This is a genomic window from Anabaena sp. PCC 7938, from assembly GCF_049315035.1.
GTDB classification, from domain to species: Bacteria; Cyanobacteriota; Cyanobacteriia; order Cyanobacteriales; family Nostocaceae; genus Anabaena; species Anabaena cylindrica.
This window is the reverse complement of the sequence record NZ_CP186034.1, coordinates 4,829,192-4,848,347: the sequence shown is the minus strand read 5'-3', so window position 1 is coordinate 4,848,347 and position 19,156 is coordinate 4,829,192. Positions and strand designations below refer to the sequence as shown.

Sequence of the window (19,156 nt, the reverse complement as noted above, 5' to 3'; positions counted from 1 at the left end):
TCTGTGTTGCATATGATATGTTAAAATCTCTTAATTTTTTAACCTAATTCAATTTTTTTATATATCTTCATAAGGACTTTTTTAGCTTAACAATGAGATTACTATCTTTGATAAATCTTCATTAATTTTAATTAAACAATCATACACTATTGTATAGTAAACTGTTGAAAATGAATAAATTGAAATTTGGACTTAAATTAAAAGTTGCTCATGGAGTACCGTAAGATTAGGTAGAAAAAATATACTATAATCCAGATGGTTACAATTCAGTACTGCAAACTGAGCTATATATTATGATATGTTAGCGCTCTTTTACACAAAGTTTGACAAAATCAATGGGACAAACATTAGCACTAAAGCTACCATTGTTGAAAGGATATCACAGTGCGAGCAATCTGAGTACCATTCCCCATTCAATCTCTAATTTTTGAGCAAAAAACGCCAACAGCAGAGAATTAAGCAGGATTTAGAGTATTAAGCGCTGTATAAATGCTCAGTGCTTATCAATCGGAATCTGGAGATGCTATCAGTAAAAAAATTGCAAGAAAGTGTTAAGTCCTATGCTATTGGCAGTAAACTGGATATCTGCTGAAGGGCAAAATTTACCACCCAGGATTTGGTTATGCCTACAAGACATAAAATAAATCCCCGCAGTGAGACATCAAGTTAATAACGCGACCGATACGCTTCTTGTGTGTACTCGGGAGATGAAAATACAAAAAAACAGAGACAAAGCATGAAAGTTACCCAGGAAAAACTTGATAAAAGCCAAATTGGACTGGAAATAGAGATTACGCCAGAAATTACCAAACAAAAATACGAACAAGTCATTAGAAACTTAAGTGGTACTGTAAACATTCCTGGGTTTCGCAAAGGAAAAGTACCCCGGCAAATATTACTACAGCGTCTAGGCGTAACTCGCATTAAAGCAGCAGCCCTAGAAGAACTAATTCCTGATGGGATCGAGGAAGCAGTCAAACAAGAAGCCATCTCAGCAATTGGTCAACCGCGATTGCTCTCAACTTTTGACGATTTGATTAAGAGTTATGAACCTGGGCAACCTCTGACTATTTCTGCTGCTGTTGATGTAGAACCAGAAATCAATCTGGCTCAATACACTGGGTTGGCAGCCAAAGCCGAAGAAATCAAGTACGATCCTACACGGGTCGATGATGTTCTCGACAAAGAACGCCAAGAAATGGCCACCTTGATTCCGGTAGAAGGACGAGCAGCCCAAATTGGTGATATTGCTGTAGTTGATTTTAAAGGTGTGATTACCAAAGCTGAAGACGAATCAGCAGAACCGACACCAATTCCTGGAGGGGAAGCAACTGATTTTAAAGTCGAGTTACAAGAAGATAAGTTTATCCCCGGCTTTGTTTCCGGTATGGTGGGCATGAACCCTGGAGAAACTAGAGAGATTCCGGCTCAGTTTCCAGACCCTTATGCTAATGAAGATTTAGCTGGTAAACCTGCAATTTTCACGGTAACGCTCAAAGAAATTAAGGAAAAAGAGCTACCGGAATTAAATGACGACTTTGCTCAAGAAGTGAGTGAATTTGAGACTTTGGAGCAATTGCGGGCATCTTTAGAAGAACGTTATCAAACAGAAGCTCAAAATCAAACCAAAGTAAATCAACAAGAAGCTTTATTAGCGGAATTGCTCAAGCACGTAGAAGTTGACTTACCAGCAACCTTGATTGATCAAGAAATTGATGCCATGTTGGCACAGACAGCCATGAAGCTGTCACAGCAAGGGCTAGATGTGAAAAAGCTGTTTACCCAGGATATCATTCCCCAATTACGGGAGCGATCGCAACCAGAGGCAATTGAGCGTCTCAAACGTTCCTTGTCCATACAAGAAATTGGTAAACGCGAATCCATCAAAGTTACAGCCGAAGAAGTTGCAGCCAGAGTCAAAGAACTGTTAGAACAGTACGCTGACGAAGACATAGACCAAAACAGGCTGCAATCAGTCGTCGAAAACGAACTGCTAACCGAAAAAATTCTTGATTGGCTTGTAGCAAATTCATCTGTAGAACTAGTACCCCAAGGTTCTTTGAGTCCTACAGAAGAACCAGCAGCAGAAGCTCAGAGTACAGAGGCAGTCACAGAAGAAGCAACAGCCAGCCCTGAGTAGAGGAAGAAGGTGACAGGTGACAGGTGACAGGTGACAGGAATAAGAAGCAGGGAGCAGGGGGAAATATATTTAAATGTAATCCCCAGCCCTCAGTCCCCAGTCCTCAGTCCCCAGTCCCCAGTCCCCAGTCCCCAGTCCCCAGTCCCCAGTCCCCAGTCCCCAGTCCCCAGTCCCCAGTCCCCAGTCCCCAGTCCCCAGTCCCCAGTATCCTGACTTCAACGATAAGAATCTATATAAGGCATAATGGTTAAGACATAGCTCAAATAAAAATTCAATTCCTGAAAAATCAGCCATAACGGCTGCAAACTCTGTCCCATTTATTGTTAAATATTCTTGTATGCTTGTATCGCAGTCGGGAAATTACCCAATCAGTAGCTTGAGTCCCATTGGTATTAGCTGTAATTACAGCAGCCCTAACAACATCGTCCCGATGGTGGTGGAACAATCCGGCATGGGAGAAAGGGCTTTTGACATCTACTCCCGCCTACTGCGAGAGCGGATTATTTTTTTGGGAACACCAATAGATGATGTCGTTGCTAACTCCATAGTTGCCCAATTGCTGTTTCTAGATGCCGAAGACTCAGAAAAAGATATTCAACTTTACATTAATTCTCCTGGTGGTTCCGTCTACGCAGGGATGGCTATCTATGATACAATACAGCAAATACGCCCTGATGTAGTTACCATCTGTTTTGGTCTAGCTGCTAGTATGGGGGCATTTTTGTTAACATCTGGAGCTGCCGGCAAACGTATGTCTTTACCTGACTCCAGGATTATGATTCACCAACCCCTTGGTGGCGCTCAAGGACAAGCTATTGATATTGAAATTCAAGCTAGAGAAATTCTTTACATTAAGGGTAACTTGAATCAATTAATGGCCAAACATACTGGTCAACCCTTGGAAAAGATCGAAGCAGACACGGAACGCGACTTTTTCATGTCAGCAGAAGAAGCCAAGAACTACGGTTTGATCGATCAGGTTATTTCTAGACAAAATCTTCCCACCGCAGGGGAAAACGTCACCATTCTGAAATAAGAGGCTTGGTATGTCTAAGTACGACTCCCATTTAAAATGTTCGTTTTGTGGCAAGTCTCAGGAGCAGGTGCGTAAACTAATCGCAGGGCCGGGAGTCTACATCTGCGATGAATGCGTTGACTTGTGTAATGAAATCCTAGATGAGGAGTTACTTGATACAAATGCTGCTGCGGCATCCCAACCAGCACCACGGTCAGAACCACCTCAAAAACGCCGTACCCGTTCTTCCAATCTCTCATTTAACCAAATCCCCAAACCGAGAGAGATTAAAAACTATTTAGACGAACACGTTATTGGTCAAGATGAAGCCAAAAAAGTATTGTCAGTCGCTGTTTACAATCACTACAAGCGATTGGCTATTGTTCAGTCTAAAGGTAATGGCAAAGGTGGGGCAGATGATGCAGTAGAACTACAAAAGTCCAATATTTTATTAATGGGCCCGACTGGTTGCGGCAAAACTCTGTTAGCACAAACTCTAGCCAAAATTCTGGATGTACCCTTTGCCGTTGCTGATGCCACAACTCTGACAGAAGCAGGGTATGTGGGGGAAGATGTAGAAAATATCTTGCTGCGACTTTTACAAGTAGCCGATTTGGATGTAGAAGAAGCACAGCGAGGCATTATCTACATCGACGAAATTGACAAAATCGCCCGCAAAAGTGAAAATACCTCGATTACGAGGGATGTTTCTGGGGAAGGTGTACAGCAAGCTTTGCTGAAAATGTTGGAAGGTACAACCGCCAATGTTCCTCCCCAAGGCGGACGCAAGCACCCTTATCAAGATTGTATCCAAATTGATACTAGTAACATCCTGTTTATCTGTGGTGGTGCTTTTGTAGGTTTGGAAAAAGTCGTAGATCAGAGAGTGGGTAAAAAGTCAATTGGTTTTGTCCAACCAGGAGAAGGTCTATCTAAAGAGAAACGGGCAGCAGATACACTGCGTCATCTCCAACCGGATGACTTGGTGAAATTTGGGATGATTCCTGAATTTATCGGACGGATGCCAATGATAGCAGTGGTAGATCCCCTGGATGAAGAGGCGCTAATGGCGATTCTTACCCAACCACGCAGTGCCTTGGTGAAGCAGTACCAAAAACTGTTGAATATGGATAACGTCCAGTTAGATTTTAAAGCAGAAGCCTTAAAAGCGATCGCTCAAGAAGCCTATCGGCGCAAAACTGGGGCGCGGGCGCTGCGGGGCATTGTGGAAGAATTGATGCTGGATGTAATGTATGAGTTACCATCTCGGAAAGATGTGACTCGCTGCACAGTAACACGGGAAATGGTTGAAAAACGTTCTACCGCTGAACTGTTAGTACATCCATCTTCGTTGCCCAAACCAGAATCAGCATAGTTTAGAAGGCAGGAGTTCAGGAGTTCAGAAGTTCAGAAGTTCAGAAGTTCAGAATTTTCCTGTTACCTGTTCCCTGTTACCTGTTCCCTTGAAAGTATGCCTTATATCAATGTTCGTGGGGTTGAGCATTACTACGAGTGGATAAAATCATCATCTGATTCAGAAGTGAAGCCAGTGATGGTTTTTATTCATGGTTGGGCTGGTTCGTCTAGGTATTGGCGAAGCACTGCTGAGGCTTTACTAGACAAATTTGACTGTTTACTCTACGATATGCGAGGTTTTGGGCGTTCTCATGGTAAACCAACTATCGTCCAAACTGCCGAGTCTGTAGTTGAATCGCAGTCAAAACAGGAAAAAAAAGAGGCAATTCAAGAGTTAACTTATGAATTAGAGGATTATGCTGAAGATTTGGCAGCTTTATTAGACGGGTTGCATCTCCAGCGTGTCTATATTAATGCTCATTCAATGGGTGCTTCAATTGCCACTTTATTTTTTAACCGCTACCCCCAAAGAGTGGAAAAAGGGATTTTAACTTGTAGCGGAATTTTTGAATATGACGAAAAAGCTTTTACATCCTTTTATAAATTTGGTGGATTAGTAGTTAAATTTCGTCCCAAGTGGTTAGGAAAAATACCCTTGGCTGACAAGATGTTTATGGCAAGATTTCTGCATAGTCCTATCCCCAAATCTGAGAGAACAGCTTTTTTACAAGATTTTATAGATGCTGATTATGATGCGGCTTTGGGGACAATTTTCACGTCTGTCAGCAAGAAACAAGCGGACTTTATGCCCCAGGAATTTAGCAAATTAACAGTACCAACGCTACTAGTAGCAGGAGAATATGACATCATTATTCCGGCGAAAATGGGCGAAAAAGCGGCGCAATTGAGTGAAAATGTTGAATTTGCATTGATTCCGAATACCGCACATTTTCCGATGCTGGAAGATCCAGAAACCTACTTGAGAAAGATACAAGAATTTTTAAATAATTGATCTTGATTTAATAATTTTAATAAAATAGCTGGTTCTTCGGTATTTGTTATGCTAGACCGAGAAGTTTGAGATAAGGGAACAGGGAAAAGAGACAATATTTTGTAATAATGTTAAAAATCCTGCATCACTTCTTATACAAATTAAGGTTTCTGGGACTTTTTTGCCTAGATTTTTACGATTTTAAATTTTGAATTAAAACTTCAAAAGTTGCCTTAATATAGATAATTTGCCTTTGTAAGGGGCATATCGTAATTTTATATCTACCCAAAAAGGATTTTTTAAGATACTTTTGTAATGGGAAAAAGTATCGAAACTAGATTTACCGTGATAACTGCCAATACCGCTATTACCCACACCACCAAATGGTAAAGATGGAACAGTAAAATGAATTACTGTTTCGTTGAAACAAACTGCACCGGAAGAAGTTGCTTGTAAAACTTGCTTTTGCAGAAATTCATTTTCAGAAAATAAATATATAGCTAGGGGTTTTGGTTGAGAATTAACCCAGTTGATAGCTTCTTCAATATCCGTGTATTCAATTATGGGCAGGATAGGCCCAAAAATTTCTTCCTGCATAATAGAATCTGTAAATGAGACATTTTGTATTAATGTTGGTGCGATATAAAATTCATTTGCTTTATTTTCTCCACCAACAATAATCTCAGCATTTTTTAGGAAATTAACTAATCTATCAAAGTGCTGTTGATTGATAATTCTGGCATAATCTGGACTTTTATCTGGACTATCACCATAAAATTCTTTTAGGCATTTTTCTAGATTAATTAATAATTTATCCTTGATTTTTTTATTAACTAACAGATAATCAGGGGCAATACAAGTTTGTCCAGCATTAATAAATTTACCCCAAATAATGCGTCTAGCGGTATGTTCAAAATGAATATCAGTATCTACGATACAGGGATTTTTACCACCTAATTCTAGAGTTACAGGTGTAAGATGTTTAGCAGCAGCAGCCATGACGATTTTACCTACATGAGGGCTACCTGTGAAAAATATATGATCAAACTTTTCTGCTAATAATTTTTGGCTTGTTTCTACACCTCCGGCAATTACAGAAATATAGTCTGAATCAAAATATTTAGGAATAATTTCAGCTAAAACATGGGAGGTATGAGTGGAAATTTCTGAAGGTTTGAGAACTGCACAATTTCCGGCAGCTATGGCACCGATTAAAGGAACAATTACTAATTCAAAGGGATAGTTCCAAGCCCCAATAATTAAAACTACTCCCAATGGTTCTGGTGTGATTTGGGCTGAAGCGGGTAATAATTGCCAAGGAATTGCTGCTTTCTTAGGTTTAGCCCAATTTCTCAGATTTTTAATTGCTAATTCAATTTCTTTTAAAGCTAAGATAATTTCGGAAGTAACAGCTTCAAGTTCTGGTTTTTGTAAATCTGCTTGTAATGCTTGAATAATTACGAGTTCATTATCAATAATTAATTGTTTGAGAGTTTTTAATTGTTGCAGTCGGAAATTAATTTCTTTGGATTTACCTGTAGAAAAGTAAATACGCTGTTGGCGAAGATTTTCACTAATTGATAATTCAGTAATCATTTTGTTTATGAGTCAATTCAATAGTTATAACAAACTGAAAATAAATGTATTAGTATAAGATAGCGTCTCTTTTTTCTCTGCCTCTGTGCTTCGGTTTCTGTATTTAATGAACTGGTAGATAAATACTAAAAATGCTACCTTTACCTAACTCAGATTTGACATGAATAGTTCCTTCATGTGCTTCCACAATCCGACGCGCTAGATAAAGTCCTAAACCGCTACCAGACCGATTATGATTACCTTGTCGAAATCTTTCAAATAAGGTGAGTTGGTCTTCAGGGGGGATACCAGACCCTGTATCTGCGACTTCAATAACATTTTGTTCTAACTGATGTTGATTATTAATACGGATTGTGATTGAACCAGAATCGGTAAATTTAATGGCGTTACCTATCAAGTTTGTGAAGAGACGATGTAATTCTAATCGATCACCAAGAACTGTTTTTGGAGTTGAATCATTAGAGAAATCTAGATTTATAGCCAGTGCTTTTTCTTCAGCTAGGGGTGCTAATTCTGCTGATACATCTTTGAGTAATTGGTTGATATTTACAGGTTGAAAAGTTAGGGTTTTGCGACCTGCTTCAAAGCGGTAAACTTCTAATAAGGTATTAACCATAGTTAGCAAGTTTATGTTACTCCGCGCCATGATGATTACTACTTCTTGTATTTGGGGTGATAATTGTCCCAAAGCACCTTGCTGTAATAGCATCAACATCCTATCTGCGGCTACTAAAGGAGTGCGTAAGTCATGGGTGAGACGGGAAACGAAATCTTGACGCTGACGGGCAATTTCATCACGTTCATCTATGCTATGTTTGAGTCGGAGGAGCGATCGCACTCTGGCCAGTAATTCATCTACGCTGACAGGTTTGCGGATAAAGTCATCAGCACCCAAATCTAAGCCTTCAGCAACGCTGGGAGAATCGTGGGCAGTAATTAATAGTATGGGGATATATTGCAAGAAATTTATCTCGCTACGAATGCATCTGGTGACTTCATAGCCATCCATTTCTGGCATCATTAAATCTAGTAACACCAAGTCAGATGGAGATGCTTGCAGTTTTTCGAGTGCTGAAGCACCACTTTCGGCAGTGCTAACTGTATAACCTTCTGCTTCTAAGATAGTTTTGATGAGAAAGATGTTATCAGGGGAGTCGTCTACAACTAGTATTTTGTCGGTGCGGGGAGATTTTGAACTCATAGACTTTAAGCGGTAGAGGGAAACAGTTAGCTTTTCTTAGATTAGCTTACCCTGGTAAAAATCCATAAACTATACGCTTGAGCAATAGAGATTTTCTAGGAGTGTAGTATCCCTTTAGTATCTTACACATAGAGGTTTTTGGGTTATTTATTGTGTCTTTGATAACGGGTTTGAGAGGCGTTTTTAGTTTCAGGAAATAGTTGAGATTTTGGCTATTTTCATCCTTCAGCAGCCGTTTCCAGGATTTTTCCAGCAGTAGAGTCAGGATAATTTCAAGAGATTTGTTGAGTAATTAGGGGATTAGAGTTTCTAGCATTGCGATCGCCTTAGTCAGCATATTAGATTTATGTCTTTCTGAAATCCCTCTAATGTCGTATTTAACAGGCTTTCTGTATGTGTGACTTTTGCCAACAGCAATATAATGGTGTAAAAGTTTCTAAGGAGATTATGTCGCCTCAGGCTTCTCAAAAAGGTATAGAAAAGGCAAAAATAGCTTTAATTGATAAATTTGGGACTAGTAGGGGCGAAGCATTTGGACAGAAAATCAATGCTTTTAAGGATAGTTTATCACCCGAATACTTCACCCTTACTAAAATTGATAAGGACGATTCCAGTCTATTTCTGCATAAGCTAAGGGAAATAAAAACTCTAAAAACTTGTCGAAATATAGCCTTTCCCACTCTAGTTAGATACAAAATTACCTTTCCCCAACCCTCCCCTTGGTAAGGGGAGGGTGCGCGACAACGCGGGTGGGGTGTATTTCATGAGCTTGGGAATTGCTATAAAGTTCTATAATTTCTTTCCAAGGACTATCGTAATCGGTGGATAGTTCAGTCATAAACTAAAACAAAAAGTATCTTTGTGCCATTGGTAAAACCGTTGCTGGTTCACAAGTTAATAATTCTCCATCTGCGCGAACTTCGTAGGTTTCTGGGTCTACTTCAATATGAGGTAAAGCATCATTTAATTTCATATCCCGCTTACTAATTTGCCGAGTTCCTGAAACTGCAACTGCTGTTTTGTGTAACCCTAATTGTTGGGGAATATCTCTTTCTAAAGCAGCTTGAGAAACAAAAGTTAATGATGTAGCATTCCTCGCACCGGCAAAACTACCAAACATGGGACGTGCGTGTACAGGCTGCGGTGTGGGAATACTAGCATTTGCATCACCCATTTGCGCCCAAGCAATCATTCCCCCTTTAATCACAATTTCTGGTTTCACACCAAAAAAGGCCGGTTTCCACAAACATAAATCTGCTAATTTCCCGGCTTCCACTGACCCCACATATTGGGAAATACCATGTGTAATCGCTGGGTTAATTGTATATTTAGCGACATATCTTTTCGCTCGGAGATTGTCTGCATTGCTATCTCCAGCAAGGCTTCCGCGTTGTACCTTCATTTTGTGTGATGTCTGCCAAGTCCGAATTATCACTTCACCAACACGTCCCATCGCTTGGGAATCCGAAGCAATCATACTAAACGCGCCTAAATCGTGCAGAATATCCTCCGCAGCGATGGTTTCTCGACGAATGCGGGACTCAGCAAAGGCAACATCTTCGGGAATTGCCGGATCTAAGTGATGACATACCATCAACATATCCAGGTGTTCATCTAGGGTGTTGAGGGTGTAAGGACGGGTAGGATTCGTGGAAGATGGTAAAACGTTGCTTTGTCCACAGACTTTGATGATATCGGGTGCGTGTCCTCCTCCTGCACCTTCGGTGTGGTAGGTGTGAATGGCACGATGTTTAAAAGCCGCAATAGTATCTTCAACAAATCCGGCTTCGTTGAGGGTGTCGGTGTGAATTGCAACTTGGACATCATATTCATCAGCAACAGTGAGACAGGTGTCAATGGTTGCGGGGGTAGTTCCCCAGTCTTCATGGAGTTTTAACCCCATTGCACCGGCTTGGACTTGTTCTATGAGTCCTTGGGGTTGACTGGTGTTACCTTTGCCTAAAAAGCCGATATTAACCGGGAAAGCATCAGCCGCTTGCAGCATTCGGTACATATTCCAAGGGCCGGGAGTGCAGGTGGTGGCGTTTGTACCTGTTGCGGGGCCTGTTCCTCCACCTATCATGGTAGTGATTCCCGATGCGATCGCAACTTCAATCTGTTGGGGACAAATAAAATGAATGTGAGAATCAATTCCCCCAGCCGTCAGAATCATTCCTTCCCCTGCTAAAGCTTCGGTTCCGGGTCCAATAATAATATCTATGTTGTCTTGAATATAGGGATTTCCAGCTTTACCAATTTTGTGAATTTTGCCGTCTTTAATACCAATATCCGCTTTCACAATTCCCCACCAATCGAGAATTAAGGCGTTAGTAATAACTAAGTCTACTGCACCATCATGATTAGAAATGGGGGATTGTCCCATTCCGTCTCTGATGACTTTTCCCCCACCAAATTTTACTTCGTCGCCGTATGTGGTGAAGTCTTGTTCTACTTCAATAAATAATTCTGTGTCAGCTAGTCTGATTTTGTCTCCTACTGTTGGTCCGTAGGTTTCAGCGTAGGCTTGGCGGTTCATTTTGTAGGTCATAGAAAATCCTTTTTTTTATCACGCAGAGTCGCAGAGGCACAGAGAGAAATTTAGAGGTTTCCGTCAATTTTGTTGTTGAAGCCGTAAATTTGGCGTTTACCAACGAGGTGGATGAGGGTAATTTCTTTTTCGTCTCCTGGTTCAAATCTCACGGCTGTGCCGGCGGGGATATCTAATCGCATTCCTCGCGCTTTTTCTCTATCAAAATGTAGGGCGGTGTTAACTTCGTAAAAGTGGAAATGTGAACCGATTTGAATTGGTCTATCTCCTGTATTTGCTACTATTAATTTTGTGGTTGGACGACCTAGATTTAATTCTATTTCACCTGCTGGGGTGATGATTTCACCTGGAATCATAATTTCTTCCTTTGCGTCTTTGCGCCTTTGCGTGAGCATTATCTAATCGGATTATGTACAGTTACTAACTTAGTTCCGTCTGGAAAAGTTGCTTCTACTTGTACATCATGAATCATTTCAGGAATACCTTCCATGACATCATTACGAGTTAATAAGGTTGTGCCATAACTCATTAATTCTGCCACCGTTTGTCCATCTCTTGCACCTTCCAAAATCGCAGCAGAAATAAAAGCAACTGCTTCTGGATAATTCAATTTCAAACCTCTATTTTTTCGTCTTTCTGCTACTAAAGCAGCAGTAAAAATTAATAATTTATCTTTTTCCTGGGGTGTAAGTTGCATTTTTCATCCTCTGCGGTTATTTCAAATCTGCCAGACTCTGGGAATACAATTACCACGATTTAGCAAAGATACTCGTAAAATTTGCCAAACATTTGTAAACCAGTTTCTGACTTCAGATGTAGAATTACCACGATATCGACACAAAAATCCATTTTGCAGACGACTCACACCCGTTAAATTATTTTGAGTAACTAGAGAACGTGCTTTTTCAATAATTTCTCTGGAAACAGAACTTCCTACCCAAACGAGGCTACCAACTACAGGATATCCCGCTAAACCGTGGGGACTGTGAAATACTTCTTCACTACCGGGCAAGATTTGCCTATCAATCCATTGCGGAATACCATTTTGCCAGATTTCGGTGTGCGATCGCATTTCTCCCTCTAAAAACTTTTCTCCTCTCGCACTGCGTCCCAACCGTGTAATCTCCCAGCCGATAAAGCTAGAGTTGGTATCTAATTTTACCTTTAAATCTTGACGATAAACAGCACCATTGAATAAAATAGTCTCTTGAGGTAAATATTCTAAACAAGCATTAGCACCAATTTGGATATTTACGGTTTGTTTTGCTGGTAAGCCATTACTGCGATATACCTTACCAGCAGCGGCTGTGGTGATTAATGCTTGAGAATCTTTTTCGAGGTGGATATCAGATGACAAGCGATCGCCCCCCACAATGCCCCCAGCCGTGTGTAAAATGACGCTGTGACAAACTTCTTGTCCTTCTGGATAAAAGGGGCGTTGTATATTAAACGGCGCTTGATGATGGTTGTAAATTAACTGAGTGGAATCTTGGCGTTTAGCATAGACTAAGTTAAGTCTTCCATGCCAATTTTTATCTATTGGACTGTTAACAATCATTGATAAATGCATAAAATTTCTCTGCTTTTAACTTTATCATTCAAAATATAAATATGATTAAATCTACGAAGAGATATTATATACAATGGCTCTAAAAAATATTCTTACTAAATCTTGATTAATTGCCCACTCTTTCGTTTAACCAAGTCACTAAATCACCAACTTCAGAAAAATCAAATAATGCTTCTCCCAAATCTTCTAAAAGGATGTTTGAAGGAATATAGTATTCGGTTTCACAAGTTTTAGGTTTTTTGACATGAAAGTATTGAGTTTGATTTAGGATGGCTAAGTAAAATTAATTATTGAAGTGAATACATTTTTTAGGTAATACATTGGTGATTATAATCACAAAAAACATGATTATAATCACAATTTTTATATGATAAAGATCCTCCTCTAAGAGTGGGCATATTGGCATAATCACCTATAACTGAACTCTAGCCGAGTCATTAATAGGGAACACACTAATGACCGACAGCCTTAAACCTGTCGGTTTTTTGTCTTTATCTTAATTACTGAGTATAAAATATCCCCACTACCAGATAATAACTTGACAAAGATTTTGCCATAGCCACTATCAAGTGTGGGGAAGGTGTCCTCAAATGATGAATTTTATTGATTGGGATTGAGTACTAATGTCTCATACTCACTCTGGTAGACTGAAAGTCCACTGCTAGAACTAATACCAGGTGTATTAGGACATCGCTTGAATGATGTAATCAAAGTAAGGGGCTGCTTCGACAGCATCTTCAGCGCTCAATAAATCCAAGGAGGCTTGTTTGAGAGAAGTGATAGCTTCCACCATTCCTGGGACAGGAACGCCTAAAGAGTTGTACATTTCCCGCACGCCTATCAAACCAATCTTTTCAATTGGGCCTTTGTCTCCAGCAAGTACGCCGTAAGTAATCAGGCGCAAGTACCAGCCAAAATCGCGGATACATAAAGCACGTTGCTTTTCTCCGTAAGCATTGCCACCGGGGGCGATAAAGTCAGGGCGCTTCTGCCAAAGTTTTTTGGTTGCTTCCTGAACTATCTTTTTTTCATTTTCCGCAAGAGTAGAGACGATTCTTGTCCGCTGTAGACCAGTTTGCAAAAATTCTTTGATACTCTTGAGTTCGCCACTGCTGGGGTAACGCAGTTCGTCGTCAGCTTGGAGAATAACTTGGCTAATTACAGTCATGATTATTATGCAATTACGCGAAATATTATTTGCTAGTTTAACTAGTTAGAGGTACAGAAGTGAAGGGTGTGAGAAGATAGTAATAGGAACTGGGGATTGGGGATTGGGGAAAAATAAGGAAGCACTTGTAATAATTCTTCAATCACCACATCCAAAATTGTTCGACTGAGCTGGCCTAAGTCTAAAATCCAAAATTGAATGACTAATGACTAATAATGTTTGGCGACAGGGTGAAGTAATTGAAGTGGAAATTTCTGATTTGAGTGATACGGGTGATGGTGTGGGCAGGTTTGAGCAGCGTGTGGTCTTTGTTCCAGACACTGTACCAGGCGATCGCACTCTTGTTAGACTGGTAAACGTTAAACCCAAATATGCTCAGGCTACGCTCAAGGAAATCCTCAAACGATCTCCAGGACGAATTAGACCAAACTGCATTGTGGCTGATAAATGTGGCGGTTGTCAGTGGCAGCATATTGATTATAACTACCAGCTGATAGCCAAGCGCAATCAAGTAATTCAAGCTCTAGAACGTATTGGCAATTTTGTTAACCCACCTGTAGACCCTGTATTGGTGGCTGAATCATCCTTAGGTTATCGCAACAAAGTCACCTATCCTCTGGGTATCTCAGCTACGGGGCAGGTACAAGCTGGTTATTACCAAAAAGGTAGCCATCAATTAATTAATTTGAATCAGTGTCCAGTTCAAGACTCCCGCTTTAACTCCATGCTGGCTGAGGTGAAGTTAGATATCCAGAAGCGGGGTTGGTCAATTTATAACGAACACCGTCACCAAGGGTTAATTCGCCATTTGGGTTTACGTATTGGTCGTCGAACAGGGGAAATGCTGCTGACTTTGGTAGTGAAAGATTGGAAATTATCTGGAATTGAAACCCAAGCACAAGAATGGTTAGAGAGATATCCCCAATTGGTAGGGGTGTCATTGAATCGAAATAGCGATCGCACAAATGCTATCTTTGGTTCAGAAACCCGTTCTATCGTCGGAGTTCCTTATCTGCGCGAAATATTTGCCGGACTGGAATTTCAAATCCTCCCAGATACATTCTTTCAGGTCTACACAGAAACCGCAGAATCCCTATTACAAGTAATTCAGTCAGAACTCAATTTACAAGGTCACGAAATTCTAGTCGATGCCTACTGCGGTATCGGGACATTGACCTTACCCCTAGCCAAACAAGCACGCCAAGTTATCGGCTTAGAAGTCCAATCAACAGCAGTACAACAGGCCATTCTCAACGCCACACATAATGAAATTAATAATGTTACATTTCAAATAGGCGCAGTTGAAAAAAATCTTCCAAATCTAGGCATTGTACCCGATGTTGTATTACTTGATCCGCCACGCAAAGGATGTGAAGCTAACGTCATCAAAACCTTACTTGACTTGAAACCTTCTCGGATTGTTTACGTCAGTTGTAAAGTATCCACCCTAGCTCGTGACCTAAAACTACTGTGTGAAAACGGACTATACACTCTCAATAGGGTACAGCCCGCAGACTTTTTCCCCCAAACGGCTCATGTGGAAGCCGCCGCATTTCTAGCGCGTTCACCCATGGATTAGAGTCAGTAAATTATTTACAAAAAACTCAAATGAGAAATTTGTAGTCTAGTGCATGGTAGTAATGCTAAAATAGAATTAATCTAAAAATACACATTCCTGTTGTTAAAAAATTGAAGTTGCATAGACTCTTAAAGGTGAATTAAATTGTGTAAATTATTAAGTGGCAATAAAGCGGGCTATTTATATACCCATTTAAATTAATAGCAACTTCCAAGTTGCTGACCGCATAGGCGGTAAAATTACAGCCAATTTTTAACAGACCAATTCTCACTTCTATATTTAGAGTCGATGCTCCCTAGCATTTTTAAAATTTAGTTTTACAGACTCAAGTTTGAAGGCAGTATGACCACCTCAATGATTATTAGGGTGCCTGTGACACCAAACTAATGTCTAGCTAACTAAAAGCTACGGGGTTTCTCTTGTGATTACCATTTCCCTACGTCCAGTTGGACGCAATTGGGGCACTATTAGTTTTGCCTCAACCCTTTATCTTTGTCCGATATTAGATTTACTATTGGCAGATGTTCCCACCAAATTACAAGCCGAACTGCGATTAGGACTTCAAGAAGCCCTAGTCAACGCAGCTAAACATGGCAATAATCTTGATCCTGGCAAACTAGTAGTAGTTCGTTTTTCCCTAATAGATAATCAATATTGGTGGATTATTTCAGACCAAGGAAGTGGCTTCACTCCCTCACCTGATAGCGATAGCGATCCTACAGACTATTTACCACCAGATGAAGCCGAAAGTGGGCGAGGTATGTCTCTCCTGCATCTCATCTTTGATCAGGTAGAGTGGAACCGTAAAGGCACAGAATTGCGGCTTTGTAAGCAAATAGAAGCCCGCCGTCTTCTGTCATTACGGCGATGAAGACAGCCAAAGCAGAGATGTATTACAATACGCCATTGGTGCTGATTGATCTCCATTCCCCTCATTTTTTTCCGTGACTTTCACAAGGAGGGGCAGAAATTGACTTATCTAACCAACCAATAGCCTGTTCTAATCTCGCTTGAGCTTCTTGAGGCTGGTTTTTGAGGAGAAACACCATAGCAGCCGCTACCTGTTCACTAGCACGGGAATTGCGGTTAGACTTGAGGCGATGCCAATCATCAGGGGAGATACTTAGCCTTTCTATCAGGGCTTGAGCCAGTTCTAGAGTGCTGATTTCTTTCAGTTGACTAGTTTGAAACATAAGACTAAGTGGTGAGTGAATATTAACAGTTATGATTTAATCATCATAGCCAATGACAAATCACCAATGACTAATTTACAGGAAAACCAGCAGCCAGACTTTGAACAGGAACTAGAAGAAGTAGAAACTTCACTCCGATTATTAAAAGAAAGATATGCCCAAGTGCAACAAGATCAACAACAAAAGGCACAATGGCAACAAGAATTAAAAAATCTGAAACAAAATAAAAAGCAGTCCCCAGAAATTAAATCAGAGTTAAAGCGTATTCAAAAACAATTAGAGGCGTTAGAACTAAACTTAGAAAGCCAGCTATTTTCTTGGAATAGCCTGAAAAGACCTTTTTGGCAAGCTGTTCGCTTTGGCGGTTTAGGTGTAATCATAGGCTGGCTATTAAAGTCTTGTGCTGGTTAATTCCAAATTGGGATTTTTGATTGGCTGAAACTGTTAATTTTTCATAAAATTAATATTATATACATTAACAAAATACAAATTGTAGAAAATGGTAAATCGTCGCATTGCAGAAATATTAAAAACTGGAGAACCAGAAGAGGTCTTGGTAATTCAAGCTTGGGTAAGAACAAAACGCGAGTTAAAAGGCTTCGCATTTCTGGAAGTTAATGATGGTTCATCTTTAGGTAATTTACAAATAGTCATTAATCAAGATTTACCAAACTACGAAGGAATATTAAAACAAATAAATACTGGTGCTTCTGTAGAGGTCACAGGTGTACTTGTGGCTTCCCAAGGCAAAGGACAGAGAATAGAATTAAAAGCTAATAGTGTAAAAGTCTACGGAGACGCTGACCCCGATACCTATCCTCTGCAAAAGAAACGTCATTCCTTTGAGTTTCTGCGAACCATTGCCCATTTGCGTTCTAGAACTAACTCCTTTGGTGCAGTATTCCGGGTGAGAAATGCCTGTTCAGCAGCTATTCACCAATTCTTTCAAGAAAAAAGATTTTTATGGGTACATACTCCCATTATTACTGCTAGTGACTGTGAAGGCGCGGGCGAATTATTTAGTGTTACCAATTTTAATTTAAAGAATGTCCCTCGCACCGAAAATCAAGAAATTGATTATAGCCAAGACTTCTTTAGTAAACCTGCTTATTTAACAGTCAGTGGACAATTAGAAGCCGAAATTATGGCAATGGCGTTTACTAATGTCTACACTTTTGGACCCACATTTCGCGCTGAAAATTCTAACACTTCTCGCCACTTAGCAGAATTTTGGATGGTCGAACCAGAAATGGCTTTTTGTGATTTAGAAGGTGATATGGATTTAGCGGAGGAGTTTCTTAAATATATCTTTAAATATGTATTAGAAACTTGTCCAGAAGACATGGAATTTTTCAACGAACGGATTGATAAGACTGTCTTAGAAACCGCAAATAATATTATTAATAATCAATTTGAAAGATTGACTTATACAGAAGCGGTCAAACTTTTAGAAAAGGCTGATGTTAAATTTGATTATCCTGTCAGTTGGGGTGCAGATTTGCAATCAGAACATGAACGCTATTTAGCAGAACAATTGTTTAAAAAGCCTGTGATTGTTACAGATTATCCCGCCCAAATCAAAGCTTTTTATATGCGGTTGAGTGATGATGAAAAAACCGTCCGCGCCATGGATATTCTCGCACCAAAAATAGGGGAAATAATTGGTGGTTCTCAACGGGAAGAAAGGCTTGATGTATTAGAAAAACGGGTTTTAGCCCAAGGTATGAATCCGGCAGATTTGTGGTGGTATTTAGATTTACGTCGTTATGGTACTGTTCCCCATGCTGGTTTTGGTTTGGGGTTTGAAAGATTGGTGCAATTTATGACGGGTATGGGAAATATTCGTGATGTAATTCCGTTCCCCCGCACACCACAAAGCGCAGAGTTTTAATTGTAGGGTGGGTTACGCTGTCGCTAACCCACCATTTAGTTTGATGAATTATGTCTGTTTTTATTCTTGCTTGCCTTTTTTCTCTTAGTAATTTACGTTTGTGACTATTGGGGTGCAGAATGTGGGATGTAAATCATGGAAGTGCATACTGCTATATTTTTTGTAAAATGTGAGAAATATTTAAGTTTAAATCTGGAAAAAGTGGAGATACGATCTGATCATCACCTCTAAATTAATTAACTAGATATTTTTCATCAATTAAAGAATAAACTCAGATAGTGGGTTGTTTAGGATTACCGATAAATCTTCTTCCACCGAAAGCAGCATAATCAAATATCCAATATTAAGGAATACCCATTGATTCATATTCATCAGCTTTAGTGGAATAATCGGTTTTCCAATTACTGCTAACAATTTCTATGACTAAAGGAACTGAAACTGCTTGAGTAATGGTTGATTCTTTTTTTACTAACTCCACAAAAGATTTTTCAGATAATCGGTTATCTTGACGTAGTTGTAAGACTCCTATTAAAACAATAAATATTGCTTTACCAATAATTGCTAAAGCTAGATAATGAAATGGTAAAAGACCACCAAAAGTGGCAATCATAGAAAAGACAACTACAAGATTATGCGAAAATAGTCTCTAATTGCCTCAATACCTTTTTCAACAACTTCTAAAGGTGGTGTTTCGATGGGATTGAAGCTTAAATCCATAACCCCAATAGGCAAAAGGAAAAATTGTCAATCTGATAACTCTTTTACATTTATCAGCATTGAACATTTTGCGGTCAGTTTTACATCACTGACCGCTTTTTTTTCGCCAATTCTCTATTCTCTATAATTAGTAGTCTTTTTAACTCACTTTTTCTCAGTAGTTTTAACTTGTATCTCTGTTTTTAGTCTAA

The 19,156-nt window shown here is 39.7% G+C and carries 20 protein-coding genes; 9 read left to right on the top strand and 11 right to left on the bottom strand.

The window, feature by feature from the left end:
* Positions 1 to 736 precede the first annotated feature (736 nt).
* Positions 737 to 2,140: a trigger factor gene (gene tig, locus ACOWPH_RS21895; RefSeq protein ID WP_015217497.1), complete on the top strand. Its 1,404-nt coding sequence runs from the start codon at positions 737 to 739 to the stop codon at positions 2,138 to 2,140.
* Between the two features lie 69 nt (positions 2,141 to 2,209).
* On the opposite strand, the gene ACOWPH_RS21890 is transcribed toward tig, so the two are convergent.
* Positions 2,210 to 2,434 carry a hypothetical protein gene (locus ACOWPH_RS21890; protein WP_042465517.1) on the bottom strand — a complete coding sequence of 75 codons (225 nt, stop codon included), beginning with the start codon at positions 2,432 to 2,434 and terminating at the stop codon, positions 2,210 to 2,212.
* A 43-nt stretch (positions 2,435 to 2,477) separates the two neighbouring features.
* Between ACOWPH_RS21890 and clpP the strand changes: the two genes are divergently transcribed.
* The 3 genes from clpP (at position 2,478) to ACOWPH_RS21875 (ending at position 5,523) form a co-directional block, all read left to right on the top strand.
* On the top strand, positions 2,478 to 3,176 hold the full coding sequence (gene clpP, locus ACOWPH_RS21885; RefSeq protein WP_015217496.1) for an ATP-dependent Clp endopeptidase proteolytic subunit ClpP: 699 nt from the start codon (positions 2,478 to 2,480) through the stop codon (positions 3,174 to 3,176).
* Between the two features lie 10 nt (positions 3,177 to 3,186).
* Complete coding sequence (gene clpX / locus ACOWPH_RS21880) at positions 3,187 to 4,530, top strand: ATP-dependent protease ATP-binding subunit ClpX (protein ID WP_015217495.1); 1,344 nt, start codon at positions 3,187 to 3,189, stop codon at positions 4,528 to 4,530.
* 96 nt (positions 4,531 to 4,626) lie between these two features.
* The gene (locus ACOWPH_RS21875) at positions 4,627 to 5,523 is read left to right on the top strand and encodes an alpha/beta fold hydrolase (RefSeq protein ID WP_015217494.1); all 897 of its coding nucleotides are present in this window, start codon (positions 4,627 to 4,629) and stop codon (positions 5,521 to 5,523) included.
* 192 nt (positions 5,524 to 5,715) lie between these two features.
* On the opposite strand, the gene ACOWPH_RS21870 is transcribed toward ACOWPH_RS21875, so the two are convergent.
* Together ACOWPH_RS21870 and ACOWPH_RS21865 are read right to left on the bottom strand one after the other, a co-directional pair.
* Entirely contained in the window at positions 5,716 to 7,098 is a 1,383-nt protein-coding gene (locus tag ACOWPH_RS21870) for an aldehyde dehydrogenase (RefSeq protein ID WP_015217493.1), read from the bottom strand.
* A 103-nt stretch (positions 7,099 to 7,201) separates the two neighbouring features.
* On the bottom strand, positions 7,202 to 8,299 hold the full coding sequence (locus ACOWPH_RS21865; RefSeq protein WP_015217492.1) for a sensor histidine kinase: 1,098 nt from the start codon (positions 8,297 to 8,299) through the stop codon (positions 7,202 to 7,204).
* A 393-nt stretch (positions 8,300 to 8,692) separates the two neighbouring features.
* Here ACOWPH_RS21865 and ACOWPH_RS21860 point away from each other — a divergent pair, with 393 nt between their 5' ends.
* Positions 8,693 to 9,025 carry a hypothetical protein gene (locus ACOWPH_RS21860; protein WP_015217491.1) on the top strand — a complete coding sequence of 111 codons (333 nt, stop codon included), beginning with the start codon at positions 8,693 to 8,695 and terminating at the stop codon, positions 9,023 to 9,025.
* Positions 9,026 to 9,140: 115 nt separating this feature from the next.
* Here ACOWPH_RS21860 and ureC read toward each other — a convergent pair whose 3' ends face one another.
* The 6 genes from ureC to ACOWPH_RS21830 form a co-directional block, all read right to left on the bottom strand.
* On the bottom strand, positions 9,141 to 10,847 hold the full coding sequence (ureC, locus tag ACOWPH_RS21855) for an urease subunit alpha (protein ID WP_015217489.1): 1,707 nt from the start codon (positions 10,845 to 10,847) through the stop codon (positions 9,141 to 9,143).
* Between the two features lie 50 nt (positions 10,848 to 10,897).
* On the bottom strand, positions 10,898 to 11,203 hold the full coding sequence (locus tag ACOWPH_RS21850) for an urease subunit beta (RefSeq protein WP_042466243.1): 306 nt from the start codon (positions 11,201 to 11,203) through the stop codon (positions 10,898 to 10,900).
* Between the two features lie 38 nt (positions 11,204 to 11,241).
* Complete coding sequence (ureA, locus tag ACOWPH_RS21845) at positions 11,242 to 11,544, bottom strand: urease subunit gamma (RefSeq protein WP_015217487.1); 303 nt, start codon at positions 11,542 to 11,544, stop codon at positions 11,242 to 11,244.
* 21 nt (positions 11,545 to 11,565) lie between these two features.
* Positions 11,566 to 12,405, bottom strand: coding sequence for an urease accessory protein UreD (locus ACOWPH_RS21840; protein ID WP_042466241.1), 840 nt, complete (start codon positions 12,403 to 12,405; stop codon positions 11,566 to 11,568).
* A gap of 118 nt (positions 12,406 to 12,523) precedes the next feature.
* Positions 12,524 to 12,613: a DUF4351 domain-containing protein gene (locus tag ACOWPH_RS21835; RefSeq protein ID WP_280514240.1), complete on the bottom strand. Its 90-nt coding sequence runs from the start codon at positions 12,611 to 12,613 to the stop codon at positions 12,524 to 12,526.
* 486 nt (positions 12,614 to 13,099) lie between these two features.
* Positions 13,100 to 13,585, bottom strand: a complete 486-nt coding sequence (locus ACOWPH_RS21830) for an allophycocyanin subunit alpha-B (RefSeq protein WP_015217485.1) — start codon at positions 13,583 to 13,585, stop codon at positions 13,100 to 13,102.
* Between the two features lie 205 nt (positions 13,586 to 13,790).
* On the opposite strand from ACOWPH_RS21830, the gene rlmD reads away from it, so the two are divergent.
* Positions 13,791 to 15,164 (top strand): 23S rRNA (uracil(1939)-C(5))-methyltransferase RlmD, encoded by a 1,374-nt coding sequence (gene rlmD, locus ACOWPH_RS21825; RefSeq protein WP_015217484.1) that lies wholly within the window; start codon positions 13,791 to 13,793, stop codon positions 15,162 to 15,164.
* 421 nt (positions 15,165 to 15,585) lie between these two features.
* Entirely contained in the window at positions 15,586 to 16,035 is a 450-nt protein-coding gene (locus tag ACOWPH_RS21820) for an ATP-binding protein (RefSeq protein WP_015217483.1), read from the top strand.
* Positions 16,036 to 16,096: 61 nt separating this feature from the next.
* Here ACOWPH_RS21820 and ACOWPH_RS21815 read toward each other — a convergent pair whose 3' ends face one another.
* Positions 16,097 to 16,357, bottom strand: coding sequence for a DUF6439 family protein (locus ACOWPH_RS21815; RefSeq protein WP_015217482.1), 261 nt, complete (start codon positions 16,355 to 16,357; stop codon positions 16,097 to 16,099).
* A 66-nt stretch (positions 16,358 to 16,423) separates the two neighbouring features.
* On the opposite strand from ACOWPH_RS21815, the gene ACOWPH_RS21810 reads away from it, so the two are divergent.
* Positions 16,424 to 16,768 (top strand): hypothetical protein, encoded by a 345-nt coding sequence (locus ACOWPH_RS21810; protein WP_015217481.1) that lies wholly within the window; start codon positions 16,424 to 16,426, stop codon positions 16,766 to 16,768.
* An 88-nt stretch (positions 16,769 to 16,856) separates the two neighbouring features.
* Entirely contained in the window at positions 16,857 to 18,248 is a 1,392-nt protein-coding gene (gene asnS / locus ACOWPH_RS21805; RefSeq protein ID WP_015217480.1) for an asparagine--tRNA ligase, read from the top strand.
* Positions 18,249 to 18,591: 343 nt separating this feature from the next.
* Here the strand turns inward: asnS and ACOWPH_RS21800 are convergent, their stop codons facing one another.
* Complete coding sequence (locus ACOWPH_RS21800; protein WP_371834368.1) at positions 18,592 to 18,858, bottom strand: hypothetical protein; 267 nt, start codon at positions 18,856 to 18,858, stop codon at positions 18,592 to 18,594.
* Positions 18,859 to 19,156 lie beyond the last annotated feature (298 nt).

What these genes read in the sequence shown, in the direction of transcription:
- tig (WP_015217497.1), top strand. Translation starts at nt 737, where the DNA reads ATGAAAGTTACCCAGGAAAAACTTGATAAAAGCCAAATTGGACTGGAA.
- ACOWPH_RS21890 (WP_042465517.1), bottom strand. Translation starts at nt 2,434, where the DNA reads ATGGCTGATTTTTCAGGAATTGAATTTTTATTTGAGCTATGTCTTAAC.
- clpP (WP_015217496.1), top strand. Translation starts at nt 2,478, where the DNA reads ATGCTTGTATCGCAGTCGGGAAATTACCCAATCAGTAGCTTGAGTCCC.
- clpX (WP_015217495.1), top strand. Translation starts at nt 3,187, where the DNA reads ATGTCTAAGTACGACTCCCATTTAAAATGTTCGTTTTGTGGCAAGTCT.
- ACOWPH_RS21875 (WP_015217494.1), top strand. Translation starts at nt 4,627, where the DNA reads ATGCCTTATATCAATGTTCGTGGGGTTGAGCATTACTACGAGTGGATA.
- ACOWPH_RS21870 (WP_015217493.1), bottom strand. Translation starts at nt 7,098, where the DNA reads ATGATTACTGAATTATCAATTAGTGAAAATCTTCGCCAACAGCGTATT.
- ACOWPH_RS21865 (WP_015217492.1), bottom strand. Translation starts at nt 8,299, where the DNA reads ATGAGTTCAAAATCTCCCCGCACCGACAAAATACTAGTTGTAGACGAC.
- ACOWPH_RS21860 (WP_015217491.1), top strand. Translation starts at nt 8,693, where the DNA reads ATGTGTGACTTTTGCCAACAGCAATATAATGGTGTAAAAGTTTCTAAG.
- ureC (WP_015217489.1), bottom strand. Translation starts at nt 10,847, where the DNA reads ATGACCTACAAAATGAACCGCCAAGCCTACGCTGAAACCTACGGACCA.
- ACOWPH_RS21850 (WP_042466243.1), bottom strand. Translation starts at nt 11,203, where the DNA reads ATGATTCCAGGTGAAATCATCACCCCAGCAGGTGAAATAGAATTAAAT.
- ureA (WP_015217487.1), bottom strand. Translation starts at nt 11,544, where the DNA reads ATGCAACTTACACCCCAGGAAAAAGATAAATTATTAATTTTTACTGCT.
- ACOWPH_RS21840 (WP_042466241.1), bottom strand. Translation starts at nt 12,405, where the DNA reads ATGATTGTTAACAGTCCAATAGATAAAAATTGGCATGGAAGACTTAAC.
- ACOWPH_RS21830 (WP_015217485.1), bottom strand. Translation starts at nt 13,585, where the DNA reads ATGACTGTAATTAGCCAAGTTATTCTCCAAGCTGACGACGAACTGCGT.
- rlmD (WP_015217484.1), top strand. Translation starts at nt 13,791, where the DNA reads ATGACTAATAATGTTTGGCGACAGGGTGAAGTAATTGAAGTGGAAATT.
- ACOWPH_RS21815 (WP_015217482.1), bottom strand. Translation starts at nt 16,357, where the DNA reads ATGTTTCAAACTAGTCAACTGAAAGAAATCAGCACTCTAGAACTGGCT.
- ACOWPH_RS21810 (WP_015217481.1), top strand. Translation starts at nt 16,424, where the DNA reads ATGACTAATTTACAGGAAAACCAGCAGCCAGACTTTGAACAGGAACTA.
- asnS (WP_015217480.1), top strand. Translation starts at nt 16,857, where the DNA reads ATGGTAAATCGTCGCATTGCAGAAATATTAAAAACTGGAGAACCAGAA.
- ACOWPH_RS21800 (WP_371834368.1), bottom strand. Translation starts at nt 18,858, where the DNA reads ATGATTGCCACTTTTGGTGGTCTTTTACCATTTCATTATCTAGCTTTA.